We start from the raw sequence: 18,899 nt of genomic DNA on the forward strand, positions 1-18,899 counted from the left end.
AATTTATTTTGAAATTTTTCATATATCTAGGTCTCGTTCTTTTGGTAATGGAGGCCTTGGTTAGGATATTCCATTTATACGCGGACGACCCACCAAAAATGATTGATGAATATGGAGTAGAGAAGCGAGTGCCAGGTTCCACGGGCTATTATGTAACGGGTAATCGCCGGCAGAATTTTTCAGAATACGCTATTAACGACTCGGGATTTAATTCGTATAGGGAATTTTCACCAACGAAAGACACCTATGAAGTGGCGCTTATTGGAGATTCTTTTATAGAAGGATTTCACCAAGATTATTCAGCTTCTCTAGGTAAGAAAATAGAGGAATTGATGCCTGGAATTCAGGTTTATGAATATGGTTATACCGGGTCGTCTATGGCATATCAAATGCATTTGGTAGATGCTTACCAGGAAACACTAATAGATGTAGATAAAATTATACTCTACATGAAGTTTAAAAATGATTTTGATTCCGCTCAACACAAGGCAGACTATGCCTTAATTGACAAACTGAATTCTCCACTTTTCCAAATCAGAAAGGAATGTAAACTTTGGGTTTATGGGTCTAGACACGGATTAGTAGCTCCCATTAAAAAAGTGGCCAGTGGTATATTATATGGAATTAATTATTTGAGAGGTAGAAGCGAAGTGGAGATACCACCCTACCAACCAAGTCCGGTAAGCGCAAGAATAGCTAATTTCCAAAAATTGATGGAGACGTATGGTTTTAATAAAGAAAAAACGGTATTGCTTTTAGATAGTAGGGTTACCGACACAAAATTCCTTGATTTTTGTATCTCCAATGGCATAGAGTACATAGATTTTTCTAAAGGTTTTAAAAGGGCAAAAAAACCGGTCACTTTAATTTATGACATGCATTGGAACGATTATGGGAGAAGTCTTATAGCCGAGGACATTGCCAACTTTTTAAAGCAGGATTTTAAAAAATGAAAAACTTACTGAATGCAAGAAGTTACAATCTTGCTTTTGGAAAACCTTATTAAATTAAAAGCTACCTTATGTACGAATTTCTATACGGAGTGGGTGTATTTGCCAAAAGTCAAATACCATTCAGATAAAAGGGTGCACCGTAATTAGTATTACCGATTCTTTTCCATATACTTTTCATACTCATCGGCTAATTTTCCCTTGTTATTTTCTGAGAGCACTTTACCGGCCATTTGAAAAACTTCGTGTTCCTCTTCTTCTAAATGATGCTCCACTTTTTCTTGCAAGTCTTTTGCAATTTTCAGCCAAGCGGAGGAATCATAATCCGTTTCTTCCAGTTTCTCGATTAATTCGTCAATTTCATGATGTTCAGCGATGCTGTGCCTAGCCTTCTGCTGGGTTTTATCGCTATCGATTAGGGGTTTGTAGAAAAAACGCTCCTCACCATCGGCATGTGTTTCCAATTCATTCTTCAAACTTTTAAAGATGTTGTCCCTTAGCTTAGTGTCACCAGAAGTCTGCACTAATTTTTTAAGAAGTTCTCTTTGGATGTCGTGATCTTTACGCAATGCCTCAAATATGTTCATGGTTCTACTTGTTTTGGGTTAATGATTTTATTGACCGATGATAAAGATAAAAGTATATGGCATTCAGTTTTTGCTCTAAAAAAAGCATTATTAACGCATTGTTCCCGATTATCACATGGTTCCAACTATCATTTCCCAGAAGTATTGTTATTTATCGGCAAGCACCGGATTCTTAGTATCAGCCGTTTCAGAAACATCCACTTCCCTTACGGTTCTTCCCTTTACCATCAAAAGACGTAAATCTTCCAAAGTCAGATACAGGCAAGGCACAATAACGAGAATAATGGCCGTGGCAAAAACAATACCGAATCCCAAGGAAATTGCCATCGGAATTAGGTAAAATGCCTGACTGGAAGTTTCTAGAATAATGGGTGCAAGACCTCCAAAGGTCGTCATAGTGGTTAAAATAATGGGGCGAAACCTTCGTAATCCTGCCTCATGAATGGACTGGTAAATGGGGTCGCCTTCTTTTCTCCGTTTATTGGCATAATCGATCATGATGAGGGAATCGTTTACCACTACGCCCGACAAAGCAATAACCCCCATTAAACTGACCAGCGATAGGTCATATCCTAATAAGATATGGCCGATGACCGCTCCCACAATCCCAAACGGAATGGCGGTCATCACAATTAACGGTTGTAAGTAACTACTAAAAGCGATGGCCAATAACGCATAAATCAATAGCATCGCAATGGAAAAACCAGCTTTCAACGTATTTGTGCTTTCGCGCATATCGGCTTGGCTACCTTCAAAACTCCAAGTAATTCCGGGGAAGTCGGCTCTTAATTGAGGTAAGGTTTCCTCCTGCACCGAGGCTATGACCCGGCCTACGGCATTGGCAGGTTCAACATCCATACCTACGTTCACTACCCTTCGGCCGTCTCTTCTGTTAATACTGCTAAAGGCTTCCCGTTCCTCAATTTCTACCACATCCATCAGGGGAACTTCAACGCCACTAGGAGTGCGAATGAGAAATTTTTCGAGGTTCTTTATATCTTTCCGTTCTTCCAAAGGCAGTTTTACCCGTACCTCTATTTCGTTCATGCCCCGTAACTGTCGCATGGCCAAAGCACCGAAAAACCCATTCCGCACTTGGCGCCCCACTTCATCGGAAGTAAGGCCAAGATTACGTCCTTGTGGTAACAACTTAAAGTCGTACTGCATTTTTCCCTTGTTGTAATTGTCGGTAACATCACGGGTGTTTGAAAAAGCCTTCATCCGTTCTACAAAAGCTGAACTAGCGCGCGCTAACACCTCGATATCGGAATGGCTTAAATCAATACTGATATCTTGCCTAGCACCACCGGGTCCACGTTCGGCCTCAAAGGTAATTTGGTCTACCCCCTCAATATCACCGATATTATCGCGCCATAAGGCGATAACTTCTGCGGCGGTAATGTCTCTTTGGTCGGGCGGAAGCATCACGATTTCGACATCGATAAAATTCTGTCCCCGTACATTGGTTTTTATCCCTTCCGCGACTTCATAGAGATTATGTTCCTCGAACATACGTTGTGTGGATTCCGAGATGTCATGAGCTACTTTTGCGGCTTGATCAGGAGTGGTACCTACAGGTAAGCGAACCCCGGCTTCAATTTCGTCTGCAGCAACCTCGGGCATCATGATCATTCCCATGTGCCCGCTATAGCCATATCCCCCGACAATAAGTAATAGCGTAACAGCGGCACTCAACGTGATATACCTATATTTCAGACAGATATCAAGAAATGGACGGTATCGCTTGTCTATGAACCGGTCAAATCCGTTAGCAAAAGAACGTTGCCATCCTTCTAGCTTCAGCACCCATTTATTTTTCGTTTCTTTCTTTTTGATGTGGGCCAAATGGGAGGGAAGTATAAAAAGGGCTTCGAGCAGAGAAACGGCCAAAATAACAATAACCACCGCAGGGAGCGGCTGCCAGAATTTTCCGGTTTCTCCGGGCATGAAAAGCAGGGGAACAAAAGCAATTATTGTGGTGACAATACTGAACACTACGGGCATGGAGACATCTTTTGTGCCCGCAATGGCCGCCTGCATGGGACTTAGTCCTTTTTGGCGGTATTCATAGACATTTTCGCCCACCACAATGGCATCATCTACAACAATACCAAGGACCACTAGAAAACCGAACATGGAAATCATATTAACGCTGATGCCGATAAGTGGCAAAAAAATCATTCCTCCGATAAAGGAGACCGTCATCCCCATCATCACCCAAAAAGCTAAACGATATTCTAGAAACAGCGTCAAAATAATCAATACAATAACGATGGCAAGAATCCCATTTTCTGTCAGTAACGAAAGACGTTCCCTATAGTCTGCCGCACGGTTGCTATCGGTACGGAACTTAATGCCTGGTGGTAGCTGAAAATCTTCTAAAATACCATTTGTGATATCGGCGATTTTTAAGGGCGATTGGTCACCGATTCGAAAAATTCGTAATTCCACATAGTTCTCTTGGTTAAATTGCCCATGGAATCCTGTTTCTTCAAAACCATCGGTAATCGTTGCGATATCATTTAGGGTAACTTTTGCACCTTCTTCAGAGGATACGATGGTAATATCACCATACTCTTTTGCCCATTGCTTACGTTCCTGCATACGGAGTAAAATTTCACCACTCTGCGTTTGTACGGAACCTGCTGGTACATCATTGCTACTCTGACGAATGATATCCGCCACTTGACCCAAGGTGAGATTATACTTCTGTAGCGTGCGTCTTGGGATTTCTATTCGGGTCTCATAGTCCGGTACGTTGCCCAATTCTACCTGGGTGATTTCCGGATTGTTCAAAAGGATGGTACGAAGACGTTCTGCAAGCTGCCTTAATGTCCAGATATCCGCGGCCCCGTAAAGTCCAATTTGTAATACATCCCGTTGGCGGGACTGTAAGCGCACCTCGGGTCGTTCAATATCATCTGGAAAAGTCTGGATACGGTTAATGGCCTGGTCTATGTCCTGAAACGCTGTCATCCGTTCGGAACCTGCAACCAGTTCTATGCTAATTTGTCCCGACCCTTCATTGGCTTCGGATACAATTTCTTTAATTCCCTGTACGCCGCGTACGGCCTCCTCCACGGGTTGCAGCACACCTTGTTCTACCTCTGCGGGAGACGCACCGGGGTAGGCCACGGAAACTTCAACAAAATCCAGCTGAAATTCAGGAAATACCTCCTTTTGTATCGTATACATGGTAAATAGCCCACCACCGAGTAATATCAACATCAATAGGTTCGTAGCAATGGAATTTCTGGCCATATAAGCAATGGCGCCTTCTTTTCTTCTTGTTTTCTGAGTTTCTTTCTTTTCCATCTCGGCCATTTTTATTGCTCTGTTTCCGACTCCTGTTTATCGGACGCTGTTCGCAAACCAATACCATTACTTACCGTACTTAAATCGGTAATGACAACTTTTTCCTCATCATCCAACCCACTTCGTATGTAGGCATATATATCATCCGTAAGTACGATTTCGACTTTTCTTATTTCCAATTTACCATCTTTCATGACCCAGACGGTTTCATTGCTCCTGACGTAATCCCTATTAAGGCGCACCACATCGGGTATCGCATCCGCTTGTATGTTGACTTCCACAAAGGTACCGATCATCAATTTCGGTTTTCCTTTCATCTCTTCGGTAGTCGCCAATGGATCCGTTACTTTGACCAAAACACGGGCTAACCGTGTTTGACCGTCAAGTGCACCTATCTGTCTATCCAGATATCCTTCGCGGTAGGCGTCATCCGGCCACGCTGAAGGATTCTCAATTCGGACGGGTGCTCCTTTTTCAGAATTGCTGTTCGGAAAACTCAACCACTGCAATTTGGAAACTGGTACCGTAGCAACTACCCAGTATTCTTTTGTGCCTACGATACGCCCTAATATATCGCCCTGAGCGACTAGAGAGCCTTTGGTCACATTTTGACTGAGTATATGGGCATCAAATGGCGCCCGAATGGTTGTTCGTTCAAGATTTAAGCGTGCTTGGTCTACGGAGGCTTTCGCCGCACCTATGGTAGCTTTTACGGCATTGAGCTGTGGTTTTCTGAGTACCAGCTGTCGCTCTTCTTCAGACAGTGGATTATCTCCAAATAGGGAATCATCGGCGATAAGTTGTAAATCTTGTTCCGCAATCTGTTGTCGTCCCATTTCCGTATCCAAGGTGGTCTGGGATTGCATAAATTCGCTCTTACGAAGCTCCAGTGTATTGCGGTAATCGGCGGGATCAATCTGTAACAAAACTTGGTTCCTTTTAACAAAGCCACCTGGGGTAAAGGAAGGGTCTCTGCGAATGACCTGCCCCGAAACTAACGGACTCAAATTAACGTCCTCAACAGGTTGTACGGTCCCAGTAGCCACTATTACAGGCTCAAAAGTGTCTTTCTTTACCGTCATTATGTCAACCAACATAGCGGTTTCAATTGATGCACCTTCCCGTTGGGCTTCCGGCTCTGTTGAAAAAATGAGTGCCATGATGATTAAACCACCACCAAGAATGGCCAAGCAAATCAAAAGTATTTTTTTGTTATTCATAATATGCTGTTCCTTTTACTCAATTCTCCAATGTCCTCCCAGTTTCAAAACCACCGGCCAAAGCCCTGTACAATCCAATGCGTACTTGAACCTGCCGCAGCTGTGCGGATACATAATCGCGGCGTAACTGTTGTTCTTGATCTAAGCCAATAAGGACATCCAAATAAGGGCTAAAACCATTCAAGAATTCCACCCGAAGCTGCTTATTGCTTTTGGCGGCCAGTTCCAATTGACGTTCAATGTTTTCTGACCGCTGTTTTTGCATCATATCCTGCACCAGACCGTCCTCCACTTCTTGAAAGGCTACCAATGTGGTTTGGCCATATTCATAGAGTCTTTGTTGTTTTATGGCTTCTGTCCTATTGACCTCGGCACTCAGTTGCCCTCCGTAGAACAAGGGAGCCAATAAATTTCCTGCAATGGAATAGGCCCAATTATCAAAGAGGTTGGCAAAATTGTTAGATCGGAGTTGGCCCCGGGTATTAATAGAAATTCTGGGGTACTTGTTTCTTACGGCCGAGGCCATGTCACGGTCTGCCGCAAGTAATAGGGCATAGGACTGTTGCAAATCGGGCCTACGGCGCACTAATTCTAAAGGAAGTCCGGTTTCCGGTAGCTCGGGTAAAATAGGCAAATAAGTGTACTCAAATGTACTATTTTCTTGGGGTTGCCTTCCTAGTAATACGGCTAGTTGATTTTCCAAAAGGCTGACACTCGTACTGAATATAATTTGTTGTTCTTTGGTACTTTCCAACAGTTGCGCCTGTCTTAGGATGTCCACGGCCCTAATTTGACCGCCCACAAAACGAGAGCGTATGAGCTTGATGATATCTTCGTTGGTAGCAATCTGTTCCTCCGTTATTTTTAACTGTTGTTTGGCAGCCTGTAATTGGTACCAAGTGGAAGCAATTTCTGCAGAAAGTGATATGGCCGCGGTGCGGTAATCGAAAAGATTGGCTTCAGCCCTAAATTTTTCAGCTTGCACTGCGGTTCGTATACGGCCCCATAGATCCACCTCGTAGGAGGCCGATAGCCCCAATTGTGTATTTTCACCACCTCTAAAATCGTTAACTGGAAAATTTTCCGCAGTTTGCGCCGAAGCTTGTATTTGCGGCCATTTATCAGCGGCTTCCCTAGATACGGTAGCTTTGGCGGCCAAGAATTGCTGCCACGTGGCGGCCAAATCAAAATTCGATTGCAATGCACTATCTATCAATACGTTCAGGTCCTCGTCTTCAAAGGCTGTCCACCACTTATCTTCTAAGACACCAGTGCCAGTATACGAGAATTCTTTTAGATCTTCTATGGGAAGGTCAACGTTTGAAAATTTGGGAGAACATCCTAAAACAAACAGTAATATACCACCTGAAAAAGTCAGGAATTTGAAGTTTTTTCTAAGTTCAGAGTACATTTTAAAAAAGTTGGTTTGTCAGCTATGGCCGCTGCTCCATTTGCCACTTTCTAATATAAATTTTTTATGGTATTTATTTCCTAAGGAAAACTTAATTATTTTATGGCGCTATCAATATATTCAATAGCACTTTGAATATGAGATTTTGAAGTAATATCCTGATTCAATCAAGATTATCTGGGCAGGTATTCCTTTACTCCACGGTAATCTATGAAATAGAGGATTTCACTACTAGGTCCAATCTCGCCAATAAAAAATCCCAGTGACCTACTGGCCATTGGGATATTACTTAATCGTAGAGCGAAGAGATTAACTACGTCCGAACAAGGAAATAATATGATTAATCGATATTAAAAAATGGAATTTAGGATTAATAATATCGAACAAGCGATAACACTGGCAATCACAGACTTCAGCACTAATTTGGGTTTTTGAACCGTTAGAATAGACGTTAGTACAGCTGTGGAAACGACAATAATGACCAAAAGCTGCAGCATTTGAAAAAGTCCACTACCATGAGTAAAAATAGACATCACGGCAATTGCCCCTAAACAAGTCGAAAGTATAATTGAAAGGGCTGAATAGCCAATATAATTATCATCCCAATCAGTGCTAAATTTTGAATATAAGGTATTCATAATTGTAAGATTTTATGATTTATACCGTAAAATTAGGTTCAATGTTTAGGATAAATCATGACAATTATCATGTAATCCAGAGAAGTGTTTTTGGCAATTGTTTTGGCTATGTTTTGATGAGCTAACCGCCAATTGTAAAGAAGGGGTTTGGGAGAACTTTTTTGTCCTCTTGCGAGCTTGTCGGTTGCGGATTAAGACCTTCCAAAATATTAAAAGTCATTAAAGGGTACCTTTATTTGTAGTGGAGTCGGAGGATTGGATATCCATATTGCTTCCTTTCTCCAAATACAATTTTCGAGGCTATAATCAGCCATGATTTCTAAAAGCAAAAATCCCAAACAAGCTAGCTTGATGGGATTTTATATTTTATCCACAACACAGTTGTGAGTAATGTGGAGCCGGAGGGATTGGCTGACGCCTTGTCCTCCTTACCGTGGTTTAAAATCAAAATTTCAATCCTATGGATTGTAAAATGCTCAGCTCTCAAAGCAAAAAGCGAACTTTTTATTTGCTTGCCTTTACATTCCATTTTTAAAATTTTGACTTTAGTGGAGCCGGAGGGATTCGAACCCTCGTCCAAACAAGCAACGCCAGTGCTTTCTACATGCTTAGTCCTTACTTGATTTTCGATGCACGACCGACCAAGAACTGCCTATCGTACACTTAGCTTCTTAAAGTTTTAGTGTCGTTACCAAAGCGAGCAACAACCTTATGTTGATTTTTCTGGTGCTCCTAAATGGGTCGCCATCAACAAGGGCTACCCAGGAACATCTCGCTTCCCTACCTAGTAGGGACGAGGCATAATCCTACTATAATTCGGATTACGCGGCAAGAGCGTAATTATTATCGCCAATTAAAAGTGTGAAGTATGATATTAACGAGCTGTACCCCAGCGCTCGGCATGCTTACAATGCCATTGGTCTCGCTGTCAAAACCAGTCGGCCCCATAATGAGATAAGTAAGTATTACTTACTTTGATCGAATTATGTCCTGAATTCATTTCAGGACCTCATTCTGCTCATTGTTTTTTCAAAGAACTTATTGTAATTAATATTAGCGTTCCCCTCCAAATGAAGGGTCGGGCTATCGGCCGTACACGGTACTTGCCTCTATCCCTAACGCGCCCGTCCGCCTTTGGAGGAGGCAGCAAAGCTAACACTTCTCTCCGAAAGGAAGAAATAGTTTGCGTACCGCTACAAATCAACTTAATTTTAGACAAATTTAATGCCATACCCAATTTTGGCAGAAAGTTTTAACAAGCTATTACCATAAAGAAAATAAGCTTCTAAAATCCATTGATTTTCCATGAAATTCGGAATTATAAGAGAACGTAAAAACCCGCCGGATAGGCGCGTTGTACTATCCCCGGCCGCCTGCCAACAAATCCTTTCAAATCATAAAGAAGCCGCAATTATTGTAGAACCCTCACCGATTCGAACTTTCTCCGATTCGGAATATAGGGCTGCAGGTATTACGGTAGCCGATTCTATGGAAGAATGCGATGTGCTACTGGGAGTAAAGGAAGTTCCAATCAAAAATCTTATTGCCAACAAACAATACTTTTTCTTTTCTCATACCATAAAAGAACAACCCTACAATAGGGAGTTACTCCAGGCAATTCTAGAAAAGAATATCGAGCTGTACGACCACGAGGTCATTACGGACCAGAAAGGGCAACGTTTGGTAGCCTTTGGTAGATATGCCGGTATTGTTGGGGCTTACAATGGTTTTAGGGCCTACGGACTCAAATTTGGCCTTTTCCAGTTACCAAAAGCGGAGAATCTAGCGGACCAAAAGGAACTTATTTCCAAGCTAAAAAAGCTTCAACTCCCCAATATAAAAGTACTGCTCACGGGTAGGGGAAGGGTAGGCAACGGTTCTAGGGAAATGTTGGATGGTATGGGCCTACGACGGGTAACGGTGACCGAGTATTTGGAAGAAGAATTTGATGAACCGGTCTACTGTCAGATAGATGCGGGTGAATATAATAAACGCAAAGACGGGGTTCGTGGAAACAAAGCCGATTTTTTCGCAAATCCTGAAGCATATAAATCCAATTTCTTTCGCTTTGCAAAAGTAACCGACTATTATATCGCGGGTCATTTTTATGGTCAAGGGGCACCTTACCTCTACACACGTGAGGACGCCAAACATCCCGATTTTAAAATCAGTGTTGTGGCGGATGTAAGCTGCGATATTGATGGTCCCGTGGCAAGTACCATTCGTCCATCAACGATTGCCGATCCAATTTATGGGTATGACCCACAAACAGAATCGGAAACTGATTTTAAAAATCCAGAAGCGATAGCGGTAATGGCAGTGGACAATTTGCCCTGTGAATTACCACGGGACGCCAGCTTGGGCTTTGGAGATGCCTTCTTAAAGAATGTGATACCCGCCTTTTTCAATGGAGATAAGGAAGGTGTCCTTGAGCGGGCCAGAATGACCAAAAATGGCAAGTTGACAAAGCGGTATAGTTATTTACAGGATTATGTAGACGGTAAATGAAACTTTGTAAAAAAGAGTATTCACCTCGAAAATACCGTCCAATTATCCAATCAGATTTGGACCGCCTTTTAACTACAATAGAAATTTACCTATTCACAGGAATATTCCACTCGATCACAGGTTGTACTTTTGGAGCGGTATAAGCTCCTAAGGCTTTGAACCTAAGTGACAGGGTCTGGATTTCCTCGAGCGTCTTAACATGAAGCATTTTGGTCTCCCCAGCAGCTATGGTGAAAACCGGAGAGCTATCATAAAAAGTAAACTCCATGACATTCTCGAACATCAGGTCACTACTGGAATTATTCTTCAGCTCTAATTTTAAAACAGTAGTTTCAGGAACATAGCTCACGGACAATACTTCTATACTGGCTTTGATAAGTGGTTTCAAATAGTCCTCTTTTCCTACTAACAAATCATTGTAAACTGCAACGGTTCTTCCGGCAAATAAAGCCTCTTGCATACTTTCTAAGGTTTTTTCCTTGGCAAAAACCAAGGTTATGGGCCTATGGTTTCCCTTTTCGGTATAGTCCCAGTCGATAAGACCGTGAATATCGCTCGTACCCATAATCGTCAAGTTATGCTCCAAAGCTAAGGCCAAGGATTCTTCGGCATAATCAAAGGTGTTGATGACTTCAATGCCATGGAGTTCACCATTTTTAATACGCTCTTTTTGAAAGTTAGACAAAACGGGATTCCCTTTAGGCGCCTGTGCATACCAGGCCGGATGATTCCAGAATACAAAGGCATTCTGCTTTTTCGCTTCTGCGAAAGCATCGGCCGCATCTTCTTGCAAAATAGGATTTACATCCTTAATGAAAACCGCGTTATTGTGTCCCATTGGGGTGCTACGCGTAATTTCCGAACCATGAACGATCAGTAATTCATGTTCTTTGGCTTCTTCCATAGCCAGTACAAAGGAACGGTTACGGTCTGGATGTGGAATGTCTGCCAGATGAGGTTGATATTCCAAATGCTCGGTCAGCGAAATGGCATCCAAGTTTTCCCGTAATGCCTCTTGAACGCGAATGTTTGGCCAAACATTTCCGTCAGAAAATACGGTGTGCATGTGCAAATCCGTCTTGAGGGTCTTATAGCCTTCAATATCCGGATAGTTCATGGGTTTAGCACCCATATGCGAATGGGTTTGGGCGTAGCATAGTATTAAGGGTAATAGTAGGAATAACGTGAGTAGTCTATATTTCATGGTACTAGTGTTTTGTCAAATGTATGAAAATCAACTTTTCTAAGAAATAAGTTTATTAAGTGTTGAATTAAGGAATTTATCAATTTATCAAAGATACCCCTACACCAAAGGTCGTTTGCCTGTGATTGTAATCAATTAGTGTTTCTCCGTAACCATCGAATAATTGCAAATGGCCATTAAAATTTTCAAAAATCGGGAAAGACCAATTTAATCGAATGCTACCCCTACTTTTAGTACCAAAGTTGAGGGAATGTCTTGCTACTGCCCTAAATCGTTGTCTCCCCCAATCGTAAACTACGTCAGCTTCCCCTCTCCCTATGAAGTCGGATATATTTTCATTATCATCTACTTTACTGTCTATTCTAATCCAGGGTTTAAGTACAATCTGCCAATTATTACGCTCAAAGCCGGCGTGCAGGGCAATACGGTTCCAACTTCTTGAAATAGGGTCTGAACGTCCGTTGGATTCGTGAATGATGGATAGGCCCACCATCTTTGTTTCAAAACCTAACAACGGAAACTTAACTGGAACATTAGCGATGATTTCCGGTTGGTAGTTAAGTTCCCTGAACGGTCTTGAGAGTTTTTTGTTGTAAATCTGCCAAAACGCAGTTTGAGAATATGCGACCCATAAATCTAAATGGCCTTTTAGCATTTTATGAAAGATCTTGGTCTTGAGACTAAGCTGAAATTTAGCCTCTATCGGGTCTAAATTCACCGGTGCCTCCAAGGCCATATCAGAATTTTCGGATTGCGGAAACTTATTGGTGTTAGAAGAATATTTAGCTAGACTAAAATAAATTGGTTTATACGAAGTAATCAGAAAAGTACCCCGATGGTGTTCATCATCCAATTCCCAAAGTTCGGACAGATCTTTGCTGTTATTAAAAATCCAATTTTACTCCTCATTGTCCTGTCCCTCAGCATTTAGCGTTATTGCAAAAATTAGGGGTATACTTATTAAAATCCTTAATTTGTTAAGCATTATTGGTATATTGATTTCGCAAAACTAAACATTCGATAGCTCACCTATTAGTAATATAGGATTTAATGGTAGTTCAATTAAAAACCTTCTTTTTATGAACTTTAACCGCTATTTTTTAGTTTTACAACCTATTGAAAAACAAGTAGTTATTAAATATATTTTTACTGTATTAGTGTAAACCGTATACGCTACCGTATACGGTTTACTTTATAAAAATATTGAACTTCTATAAATTTTCCTAATAATATTTGTAATGTGCACAATATTAAATAAGAGAAGATTAGTAATAGATAGGGGTTCGAATCCTGCTAACTCTATTTTAATATTTCTTAACATTTAAAACCTAATAATTAATTGATTTTAAAAGGTTTTATCTTTTGGTCTTTTCTTAAAAATGCTTTTTTGACCGGATAATTCTTTTAAGAGGTAAACAAATCGGTCAAAACAACATTCTCAAATTTTAATTCCATTGTAAGCGGGGGAATCCAGAAAAAGGTTTATCGCGTAAAAGGGATTAGAGGTAAAAAGAATCTGTAATGATAAATTGAAATTGTTCTTACACTAGGTGACCTTCATAAAAGATAGAATTTGTAGAAAAAGGAAGTTATAAAAAACAATAAGAATAAAATGAAACGGTACTTGGAATTACGTTATGTGAAAACCTTGAATTAATAGCTAAGCTTTTTAACGGATTATAGCAAGCCTTCTTCATCCAGAGATATTTTTAACTCGGCCTGATTTTTCCAAAATCTATCCTTAATTTTCTGCATAATTTCCTCAAAATCTGGATGGCTCTTTAATGGTTTTATCAATGGTTCATCTTCGATTAATAAAAACCAATACAGATAATTCTCTGTTTCGGAAAATATTCTAAGCTGTTCGATAGCCTCATTGATTTTTCCTTCATAAGCGTATTTCCAAACCAGATTCACACTTCTATAAATGGATTGATCTCCTTCGCAATATTCAGAGAAATCATTAAATAGTTTCTCAGCTTCCTTGTCCAATCCCATCTCTTTATAGACCAGTGCAATTTTGACATTTTCCTGTAAATAAATATCCAGACTATTTGCTTCCCTGGTTTCCACAAATTTTTTAAAATAGAAGTAGGCACTGTCATAATTTTCCTCGATGTAGTACAACTTCCCTATGTCCTGTAAAATATCAAGCCGAGTCGTATCTTTCTTCCATTCCTTTATCAACAAATTCCTTGTACGCTCAATATTACCGTCCTTGGCGAACAGTATAAATGCCTTTAAATGTGGAGCATAAAAATTTTCAGCATTATAATCCAACGAACTGTTAATATATTTTAAAGCTTCATCTGCAAATCCTGACGATACAAGCGCATTACTTAGTTGTAAATACGTATAGCTCTGAGTAATGGAATCACTAGCAACGGTTAGCTGAACCCCTTTTAATGCGTACTCTAGGTATTTATCAGTATTGGGCAGCATATGCGAATAAAATTCCGCAAGCATTTGTACTGCCAACGATGAATTAGGATTATACTCCAGTGCCTTATTAAGATGTGGTAAGGCTAATTTGTACTCCTTAGTTTGTATATAGTAGAAGGCCTTTGCGACCAAGCTTTCGGCGGATTTTGAATCGTAAAGCAAGGCCTTATCCGCAAAGCTGTTAATCTTTTCGGTGTACTGTTTCTCTATTTGCGACATTTCTAGAAGATAGTATGAGATAGCGATGTTGGCATAGGCGAGGGCAAATTCTGGATCCTGTTCTATAGCTTTTTCGAATAATGAAATGGCCTTTTCCAAGCCTTCTTCTGAGCGAGAATAATAAGGGTCCAATGCCTGTAGGTAGTAATCATAGGCCAATAGGTTTTCAGTTGGTTTTTTTTCAATTTGCTCCAGTTCTGTCGGTGTTACGACGGCTGCAATGGCATCTGCAATTTTCTTGGCCACGTCGTTTTGCAATTCAAAAATGTCCTCAACTTCCCGACTGTACTGTTCTACCCAAATAGGGGTGTCCGTAGAAGCGTTGATCAATTGTATGTTGAGCAACACCTGATCACCGACACGCTGACCGCTACCTTCTACCAAGTAGTTCACATGCAGCTCCTCGGCAATCTCTGGAATACCCTTGTCCGTTTTTCTATATTTCTCTACCGAGGTTCTACTGATGACCCGCAGGTCTTCAATCTTCTGAATGTTGTTCAAAGCAGATTCCATCAGTCCGTTTACAAAATAAAGATTGGTGGAATCGCTGCTCTCATTCTTAAAGGGCAATACTGCAATGGATTTTTCAATTTTCGGTTCATTTATAGCATCCTTTTTATTGAACAGTATTATGGCTACAAGTATCAGTGCTAAGGATGTTGCAGCAATAATCGGCCATTGGTATAGTTTCAAATAGTTTGGTTTAATCTGTTCGATTTCAACTTCTACATCACTTTTTCCAAGCTCCCCAGGAGAATATCCGTACTGTTCTCGAAAGCATTTAATGAAATAGGAAGTGCTTCCAAAACCTACTTGATATGAAATTTCGGAAACCGTTGAAGAATCTTCCTTTAGCAGTTTCATTGATTCCTTAAGACGGACTTGACGTATAAACTGGCTTGCAGAAAGCTGTGTCTGTTTCTTGATCTTCCGGAGCAGGTTGGATCGGCTCATGTGCAGAGCTTCCGCAAGTTCGGACACCCCAAATTGTTCGTTGGCCAAATTTTCCAGAATTAGGGCTTCCGCTTGTTCTATAAAGTTTGGTTTTTTGGCCGATGGATTTGACATGTTGTTTTTTGCTGGCTCTAAATTAGGGAAAATATAGAGAATTATGCGTTATCGCCAACGGCCATCGATTTAGAGGAAAAAGCATCTTTTGCGTCATAAGTTACATTGCCGCGCCATAATTTTTATGCCCTCCTGAAACTTTACATAGTTCTGCGCATAGCTCCTACAGGTTGCTGCAAGTTCTATAGCACCTTTGTAACATCAAAAATCATAACGAACAATTTAAAACAATAATTATGAAAGCATCAATCACAAGAACAGCAACGGAGTCAAGAACAGGACAGTACTTCTCATCCTTTAGCGCAAGCAAAAGAACCCAATGGGCACAGTACAGAAACTTTAACCGCTAATCACGATCAATATGAAAAAATCAAAAAACAACACAGTCATGAAATCGAAGATTCACGAATACCTATAAAAATTAAATAACAAAGCCATGAGTAAAACGGGCATCAATCAATCGCCAACGGAATCTAGAAGGTTCACTTTCTTTACCCATTTTGAGGACAGCAAGAGAATCCGTTGGTCACATTCCAGACCTTACCTTCATTTAGAAGCCTAGTTTGTTGGTTTGAAAAAAGGGGTAGGCCCTAATCAAAGTCTATCCCTTACCATAACAAAATTATAACAATAATTAAAAATGTAATTATGAAATCAAAGATTCACGAATACCTATTAAAATTAAATAACAAAGACATGAGTAAAACAATCAAAAAACAAGCTAAGTTAAAAGTGGCGTGTGCTGCCTTTACTTTAATATCTGCACTAGCATTTGCACAAAACATTTCTAACACTCAAAACAGCTTTAACCGAGATGGTTTTATCTTCGAATTTGGTCTAGGTGGCGGTATAATCAGTATAGAAGATAGTGCTGGAACCCAAAGTTTTGATGATACCCAAGGCGGTGGCACTTTTCCTGAATTAAAGTTTGGCTATATGCTGAACAACCGTTTAGCCGTTACCGTTTCTGCACCTGGAATGATTTACACGCTTAATGATAACGACAGGCACTTTGGAGGCATTATACCTTCTGTTCAGTACTGGGTAAAAGACCGGTGGTGGATACATGGTGGTGCCGGTTTAGCCATAGATGGCCCTGCATTATATGATATTGAAGATAACATAAATGAAGATTGGAATACGGGTTTAGCTGTTATGGCGAGCACGGGTTACGAAGTGTACAGAAAAAACAAATTTGCCTTAAACGTCCAATCCAAATTACTCCTGGGTGGTGTAAAGCTAGATAATAATAATGACAGAGAGGTGGTGCAATTTAGTTTAGGAATTGGCTTTAGCTGGTTTTAATCATTTGCACCGCCAAAGGGTATAATATCCCAAGGCTTGCCTCGAAATTAAAAGTCCGTTTCCTACGAATGCATTGCGGGCTTGCCCCGAGGTCGTTTACTAAAGAAAAAATAATAGCAATAATCAAAAAAATATAATCATGAAATCAAAGATTCACGAATACCTATTAAAATTAAATAACATAATCATGAATAAACCATTTAGAATTAACACATTAAGAACCTTGGGATACATGTCATTAGGCCTTCTTTTACTTACGACCGCATGTGGTCAAACAAGCAGTAAATCAAAAACCGAAGTAACCACCAGTACCGAAACCAAGTCGGTAGTTGATGCACCAGAAATGGATATTCAAACAGCGATACTATCGGACAATCTTGAAGCCGTTAAACAGCATATTTCGGCAGGAACAGATTTGAACAAAAAAGACCCTATGACCGGGGCCACACCACTAATCACTGCCGCGAGCTTTGGAAAGCATAAAATTGCGCAAGCCCTTATTGATGCCGGTGCGGATTTATCGGCTAAAAATAACGATGGTGCAACAGCTTTGCATACGGCCGCATTCTTTTGTAGAGTCGAAGTCGTACAGTCACTTATTGATGCCAAAGCCGATAAGACCGCTAAAAACAACTTTGGTATGACACCAAGGGAAAGTGTTATGGGGCCATTTGCAGAAATAAAACCCATTTATGAAATGCTACAGCAGCAATTAGGGCCGATAGGTTTACAAATTGAGTTGACCGAAATCGAAAAAACCCGCCCGGTCATAGCAATGATGTTGCAATAATCGATTTTAAAATTAAACATGATGAAAACTGAAAGAAGATATGATATTGATTGGTTAAGGGTTATTGCCATTGGCTTGCTGCTCATTTATCACATCGCCATTGTATTTCAACCTTGGGCCATGTTCATTGGCTTTATCAGAAGCGATGAATTTCTAGAAGGTTTATGGAAACCAATGACCATGTTAAACGTCTGGCGGATTCCACTTTTGTTCTACGTCTCGGGAATGGGGCTCTATTTTGCCATGCGCAAGAGAAACTGGAAACAATTGCTTCTGGAACGGACAAAGCGTATTCTTTTACCCTTCGTCTTTGGCTTTATAGCCATAACCACCTTACACATGTATATTTTTCAGACGTATTATGATATGCCGTTGGGCTATTATCCGCATGTAGGGCATTTATGGTTTCTAGGGAATATTTTTGCATACGTCCTGCTGTTACTGCCCTTATTTTTCTATCTGAAAAAGAACGAGAATGGAAGATTTAAAAACGGCTTGTCCAAATTCATGGGTAATCCTGTTGGGCCTTTGTCGATTTCTATATTTTTTGTGCTTGAAGCATTACTGGTAAAACCCCAGCTATTCGCCCTATATGCGGAGACTTGGCATGGCTTTTTTATTGGATTTTTGGCCTTCTTTTTCGGCTTTCTTTTCGTGTACAGTGGTAAAACATTCTGGCAGACCGTTTTAAAATGGCGCTGGTTATATATTGGTTTGGCCGCCGTGCTGTTCGGCATAAGATATTTTAATTACGCGACGGAAGCACCCGGTTATCTTACGGCTATCGAATCCAATTGTTGGATTTTCGGCGTTTTCGGCCTCGGATATAAGTACTTGAACAAACCAAGTAAAATCCTGAGTTATTTGAGCCAAGCAGCGTATCCTGTTTATATCATACACATGTTTGTTTTGTACGCAGGGGCTATGTTCATATTGCCATTGGAAATACCTATCTTATTGAAATTCGTAGGTATTGTAGCTTTTACAGGTTTAGCCTGCTATCTCATTTATGAATTTATTATTAAAAGGATTGGATTCTTAAAGCCATTGTTTGGACTTAAATGGAAATCCAATAAAGCAAAAAAGCTCATGAAAATGTATCATCTAAAAATTAAGGACTCTTCAAATTAGTTCCAATTTAAAAAACCGAACGATTGGTCACACTTTTTAAGATACTTTAATGTTACTTTTTTGATAGTCTTGAAAGTTGAAATGTAACAAGCCTCGGTTTATTAAGTGTTC

General features: G+C 40.4%; 14 protein-coding genes and 1 other RNA gene. 6 read left to right on the forward strand and 9 right to left on the reverse strand.

What is annotated here, in order from left to right; translation table 11 throughout:
- Positions 1 to 8: 8 nt before the first annotated feature.
- On the forward strand, positions 9 to 953 hold the full coding sequence (locus tag N8A89_RS12280) for a hypothetical protein (RefSeq protein ID WP_281542529.1): 945 nt from the start codon (positions 9 to 11) through the stop codon (positions 951 to 953).
- A gap of 149 nt (positions 954 to 1,102) precedes the next feature.
- Here the strand turns inward: N8A89_RS12280 and N8A89_RS12285 are convergent, their stop codons facing one another.
- The 6 genes from N8A89_RS12285 to ssrA all read right to left on the reverse strand — a co-directional run bounded on the left by N8A89_RS12285 (position 1,103) and on the right by ssrA (position 9,067).
- Positions 1,103 to 1,537 (reverse strand): hemerythrin domain-containing protein, encoded by a 435-nt coding sequence (locus N8A89_RS12285; RefSeq protein WP_281542530.1) that lies wholly within the window; start codon positions 1,535 to 1,537, stop codon positions 1,103 to 1,105.
- 147 nt (positions 1,538 to 1,684) lie between these two features.
- On the reverse strand, positions 1,685 to 4,852 hold the full coding sequence (locus tag N8A89_RS12290; protein WP_281542531.1) for an efflux RND transporter permease subunit: 3,168 nt from the start codon (positions 4,850 to 4,852) through the stop codon (positions 1,685 to 1,687).
- An 11-nt stretch (positions 4,853 to 4,863) separates the two neighbouring features.
- Positions 4,864 to 6,072, reverse strand: a complete 1,209-nt coding sequence (locus N8A89_RS12295) for an efflux RND transporter periplasmic adaptor subunit (protein ID WP_281542532.1) — start codon at positions 6,070 to 6,072, stop codon at positions 4,864 to 4,866.
- A gap of 19 nt (positions 6,073 to 6,091) precedes the next feature.
- Positions 6,092 to 7,483, reverse strand: coding sequence for an efflux transporter outer membrane subunit (locus N8A89_RS12300; protein ID WP_281542533.1), 1,392 nt, complete (start codon positions 7,481 to 7,483; stop codon positions 6,092 to 6,094).
- 350 nt (positions 7,484 to 7,833) lie between these two features.
- A complete protein-coding gene (locus N8A89_RS12305) occupies positions 7,834 to 8,121 on the reverse strand; it encodes a hypothetical protein (RefSeq protein ID WP_281542534.1) in 288 nt (95 codons plus the stop codon).
- A 546-nt stretch (positions 8,122 to 8,667) separates the two neighbouring features.
- Positions 8,668 to 9,067, reverse strand: a transfer-messenger RNA (tmRNA) gene (gene ssrA / locus N8A89_RS12310).
- Positions 9,068 to 9,426: 359 nt separating this feature from the next.
- On the opposite strand from ssrA, the gene N8A89_RS12315 reads away from it, so the two are divergent.
- A complete protein-coding gene (locus tag N8A89_RS12315; protein ID WP_281542535.1) occupies positions 9,427 to 10,629 on the forward strand; it encodes an NAD(P)-dependent oxidoreductase in 1,203 nt (400 codons plus the stop codon).
- 85 nt (positions 10,630 to 10,714) lie between these two features.
- Here the strand turns inward: N8A89_RS12315 and N8A89_RS12320 are convergent, their stop codons facing one another.
- The 3 genes from N8A89_RS12320 to N8A89_RS12330 all read right to left on the reverse strand — a co-directional run bounded on the left by N8A89_RS12320 (position 10,715) and on the right by N8A89_RS12330 (position 15,562).
- Entirely contained in the window at positions 10,715 to 11,833 is a 1,119-nt protein-coding gene (locus tag N8A89_RS12320) for an Sb-PDE family phosphodiesterase (protein ID WP_281542536.1), read from the reverse strand.
- Between the two features lie 79 nt (positions 11,834 to 11,912).
- Entirely contained in the window at positions 11,913 to 12,725 is an 813-nt protein-coding gene (locus N8A89_RS12325; protein WP_281543274.1) for a phospholipase A, read from the reverse strand.
- Positions 12,726 to 13,510: 785 nt separating this feature from the next.
- Positions 13,511 to 15,562 carry a helix-turn-helix domain-containing protein gene (locus N8A89_RS12330; RefSeq protein WP_054557957.1) on the reverse strand — a complete coding sequence of 684 codons (2,052 nt, stop codon included), beginning with the start codon at positions 15,560 to 15,562 and terminating at the stop codon, positions 13,511 to 13,513.
- Between the two features lie 436 nt (positions 15,563 to 15,998).
- On the opposite strand from N8A89_RS12330, the gene N8A89_RS12335 reads away from it, so the two are divergent.
- The 4 genes from N8A89_RS12335 (at position 15,999) to N8A89_RS12350 (ending at position 18,788) form a co-directional block, all read left to right on the forward strand.
- On the forward strand, positions 15,999 to 16,124 hold the full coding sequence (locus N8A89_RS12335; RefSeq protein ID WP_257786209.1) for a hypothetical protein: 126 nt from the start codon (positions 15,999 to 16,001) through the stop codon (positions 16,122 to 16,124).
- 134 nt (positions 16,125 to 16,258) lie between these two features.
- Positions 16,259 to 16,867 carry a hypothetical protein gene (locus N8A89_RS12340; RefSeq protein ID WP_054558036.1) on the forward strand — a complete coding sequence of 203 codons (609 nt, stop codon included), beginning with the start codon at positions 16,259 to 16,261 and terminating at the stop codon, positions 16,865 to 16,867.
- Between the two features lie 187 nt (positions 16,868 to 17,054).
- Positions 17,055 to 17,657 carry an ankyrin repeat domain-containing protein gene (locus N8A89_RS12345; RefSeq protein ID WP_054557956.1) on the forward strand — a complete coding sequence of 201 codons (603 nt, stop codon included), beginning with the start codon at positions 17,055 to 17,057 and terminating at the stop codon, positions 17,655 to 17,657.
- A gap of 21 nt (positions 17,658 to 17,678) precedes the next feature.
- Positions 17,679 to 18,788: an acyltransferase family protein gene (locus N8A89_RS12350; RefSeq protein WP_054557955.1), complete on the forward strand. Its 1,110-nt coding sequence runs from the start codon at positions 17,679 to 17,681 to the stop codon at positions 18,786 to 18,788.
- The last annotated feature ends 111 nt before the right edge of the window (positions 18,789 to 18,899 follow it).

The sequence above is a fragment of the Maribacter aestuarii genome, from assembly GCF_027474845.2.
GTDB lineage: Bacteria > Bacteroidota > Bacteroidia > Flavobacteriales > Flavobacteriaceae > Maribacter > Maribacter aestuarii.

Excerpts from the sequence above, each read along its gene's own strand:
- N8A89_RS12345 (WP_054557956.1), top strand. The coding sequence starts at position 17,055 with ATGAATAAACCATTTAGAATTAACACATTAAGAACCTTGGGATACATG.
- N8A89_RS12335 (WP_257786209.1), top strand. The coding sequence starts at position 15,999 with ATGAGTAAAACGGGCATCAATCAATCGCCAACGGAATCTAGAAGGTTC.
- N8A89_RS12320 (WP_281542536.1), bottom strand. The coding sequence starts at position 11,833 with ATGAAATATAGACTACTCACGTTATTCCTACTATTACCCTTAATACTA.
- N8A89_RS12290 (WP_281542531.1), bottom strand. The coding sequence starts at position 4,852 with ATGGAAAAGAAAGAAACTCAGAAAACAAGAAGAAAAGAAGGCGCCATT.
- N8A89_RS12285 (WP_281542530.1), bottom strand. The coding sequence starts at position 1,537 with ATGAACATATTTGAGGCATTGCGTAAAGATCACGACATCCAAAGAGAA.
- N8A89_RS12340 (WP_054558036.1), top strand. The coding sequence starts at position 16,259 with ATGAGTAAAACAATCAAAAAACAAGCTAAGTTAAAAGTGGCGTGTGCT.
- N8A89_RS12350 (WP_054557955.1), top strand. The coding sequence starts at position 17,679 with ATGAAAACTGAAAGAAGATATGATATTGATTGGTTAAGGGTTATTGCC.
- N8A89_RS12315 (WP_281542535.1), top strand. The coding sequence starts at position 9,427 with ATGAAATTCGGAATTATAAGAGAACGTAAAAACCCGCCGGATAGGCGC.
- N8A89_RS12295 (WP_281542532.1), bottom strand. The coding sequence starts at position 6,072 with ATGAATAACAAAAAAATACTTTTGATTTGCTTGGCCATTCTTGGTGGT.
- N8A89_RS12330 (WP_054557957.1), bottom strand. The coding sequence starts at position 15,562 with ATGTCAAATCCATCGGCCAAAAAACCAAACTTTATAGAACAAGCGGAA.
- N8A89_RS12300 (WP_281542533.1), bottom strand. The coding sequence starts at position 7,483 with ATGTACTCTGAACTTAGAAAAAACTTCAAATTCCTGACTTTTTCAGGT.
- N8A89_RS12305 (WP_281542534.1), bottom strand. The coding sequence starts at position 8,121 with ATGAATACCTTATATTCAAAATTTAGCACTGATTGGGATGATAATTAT.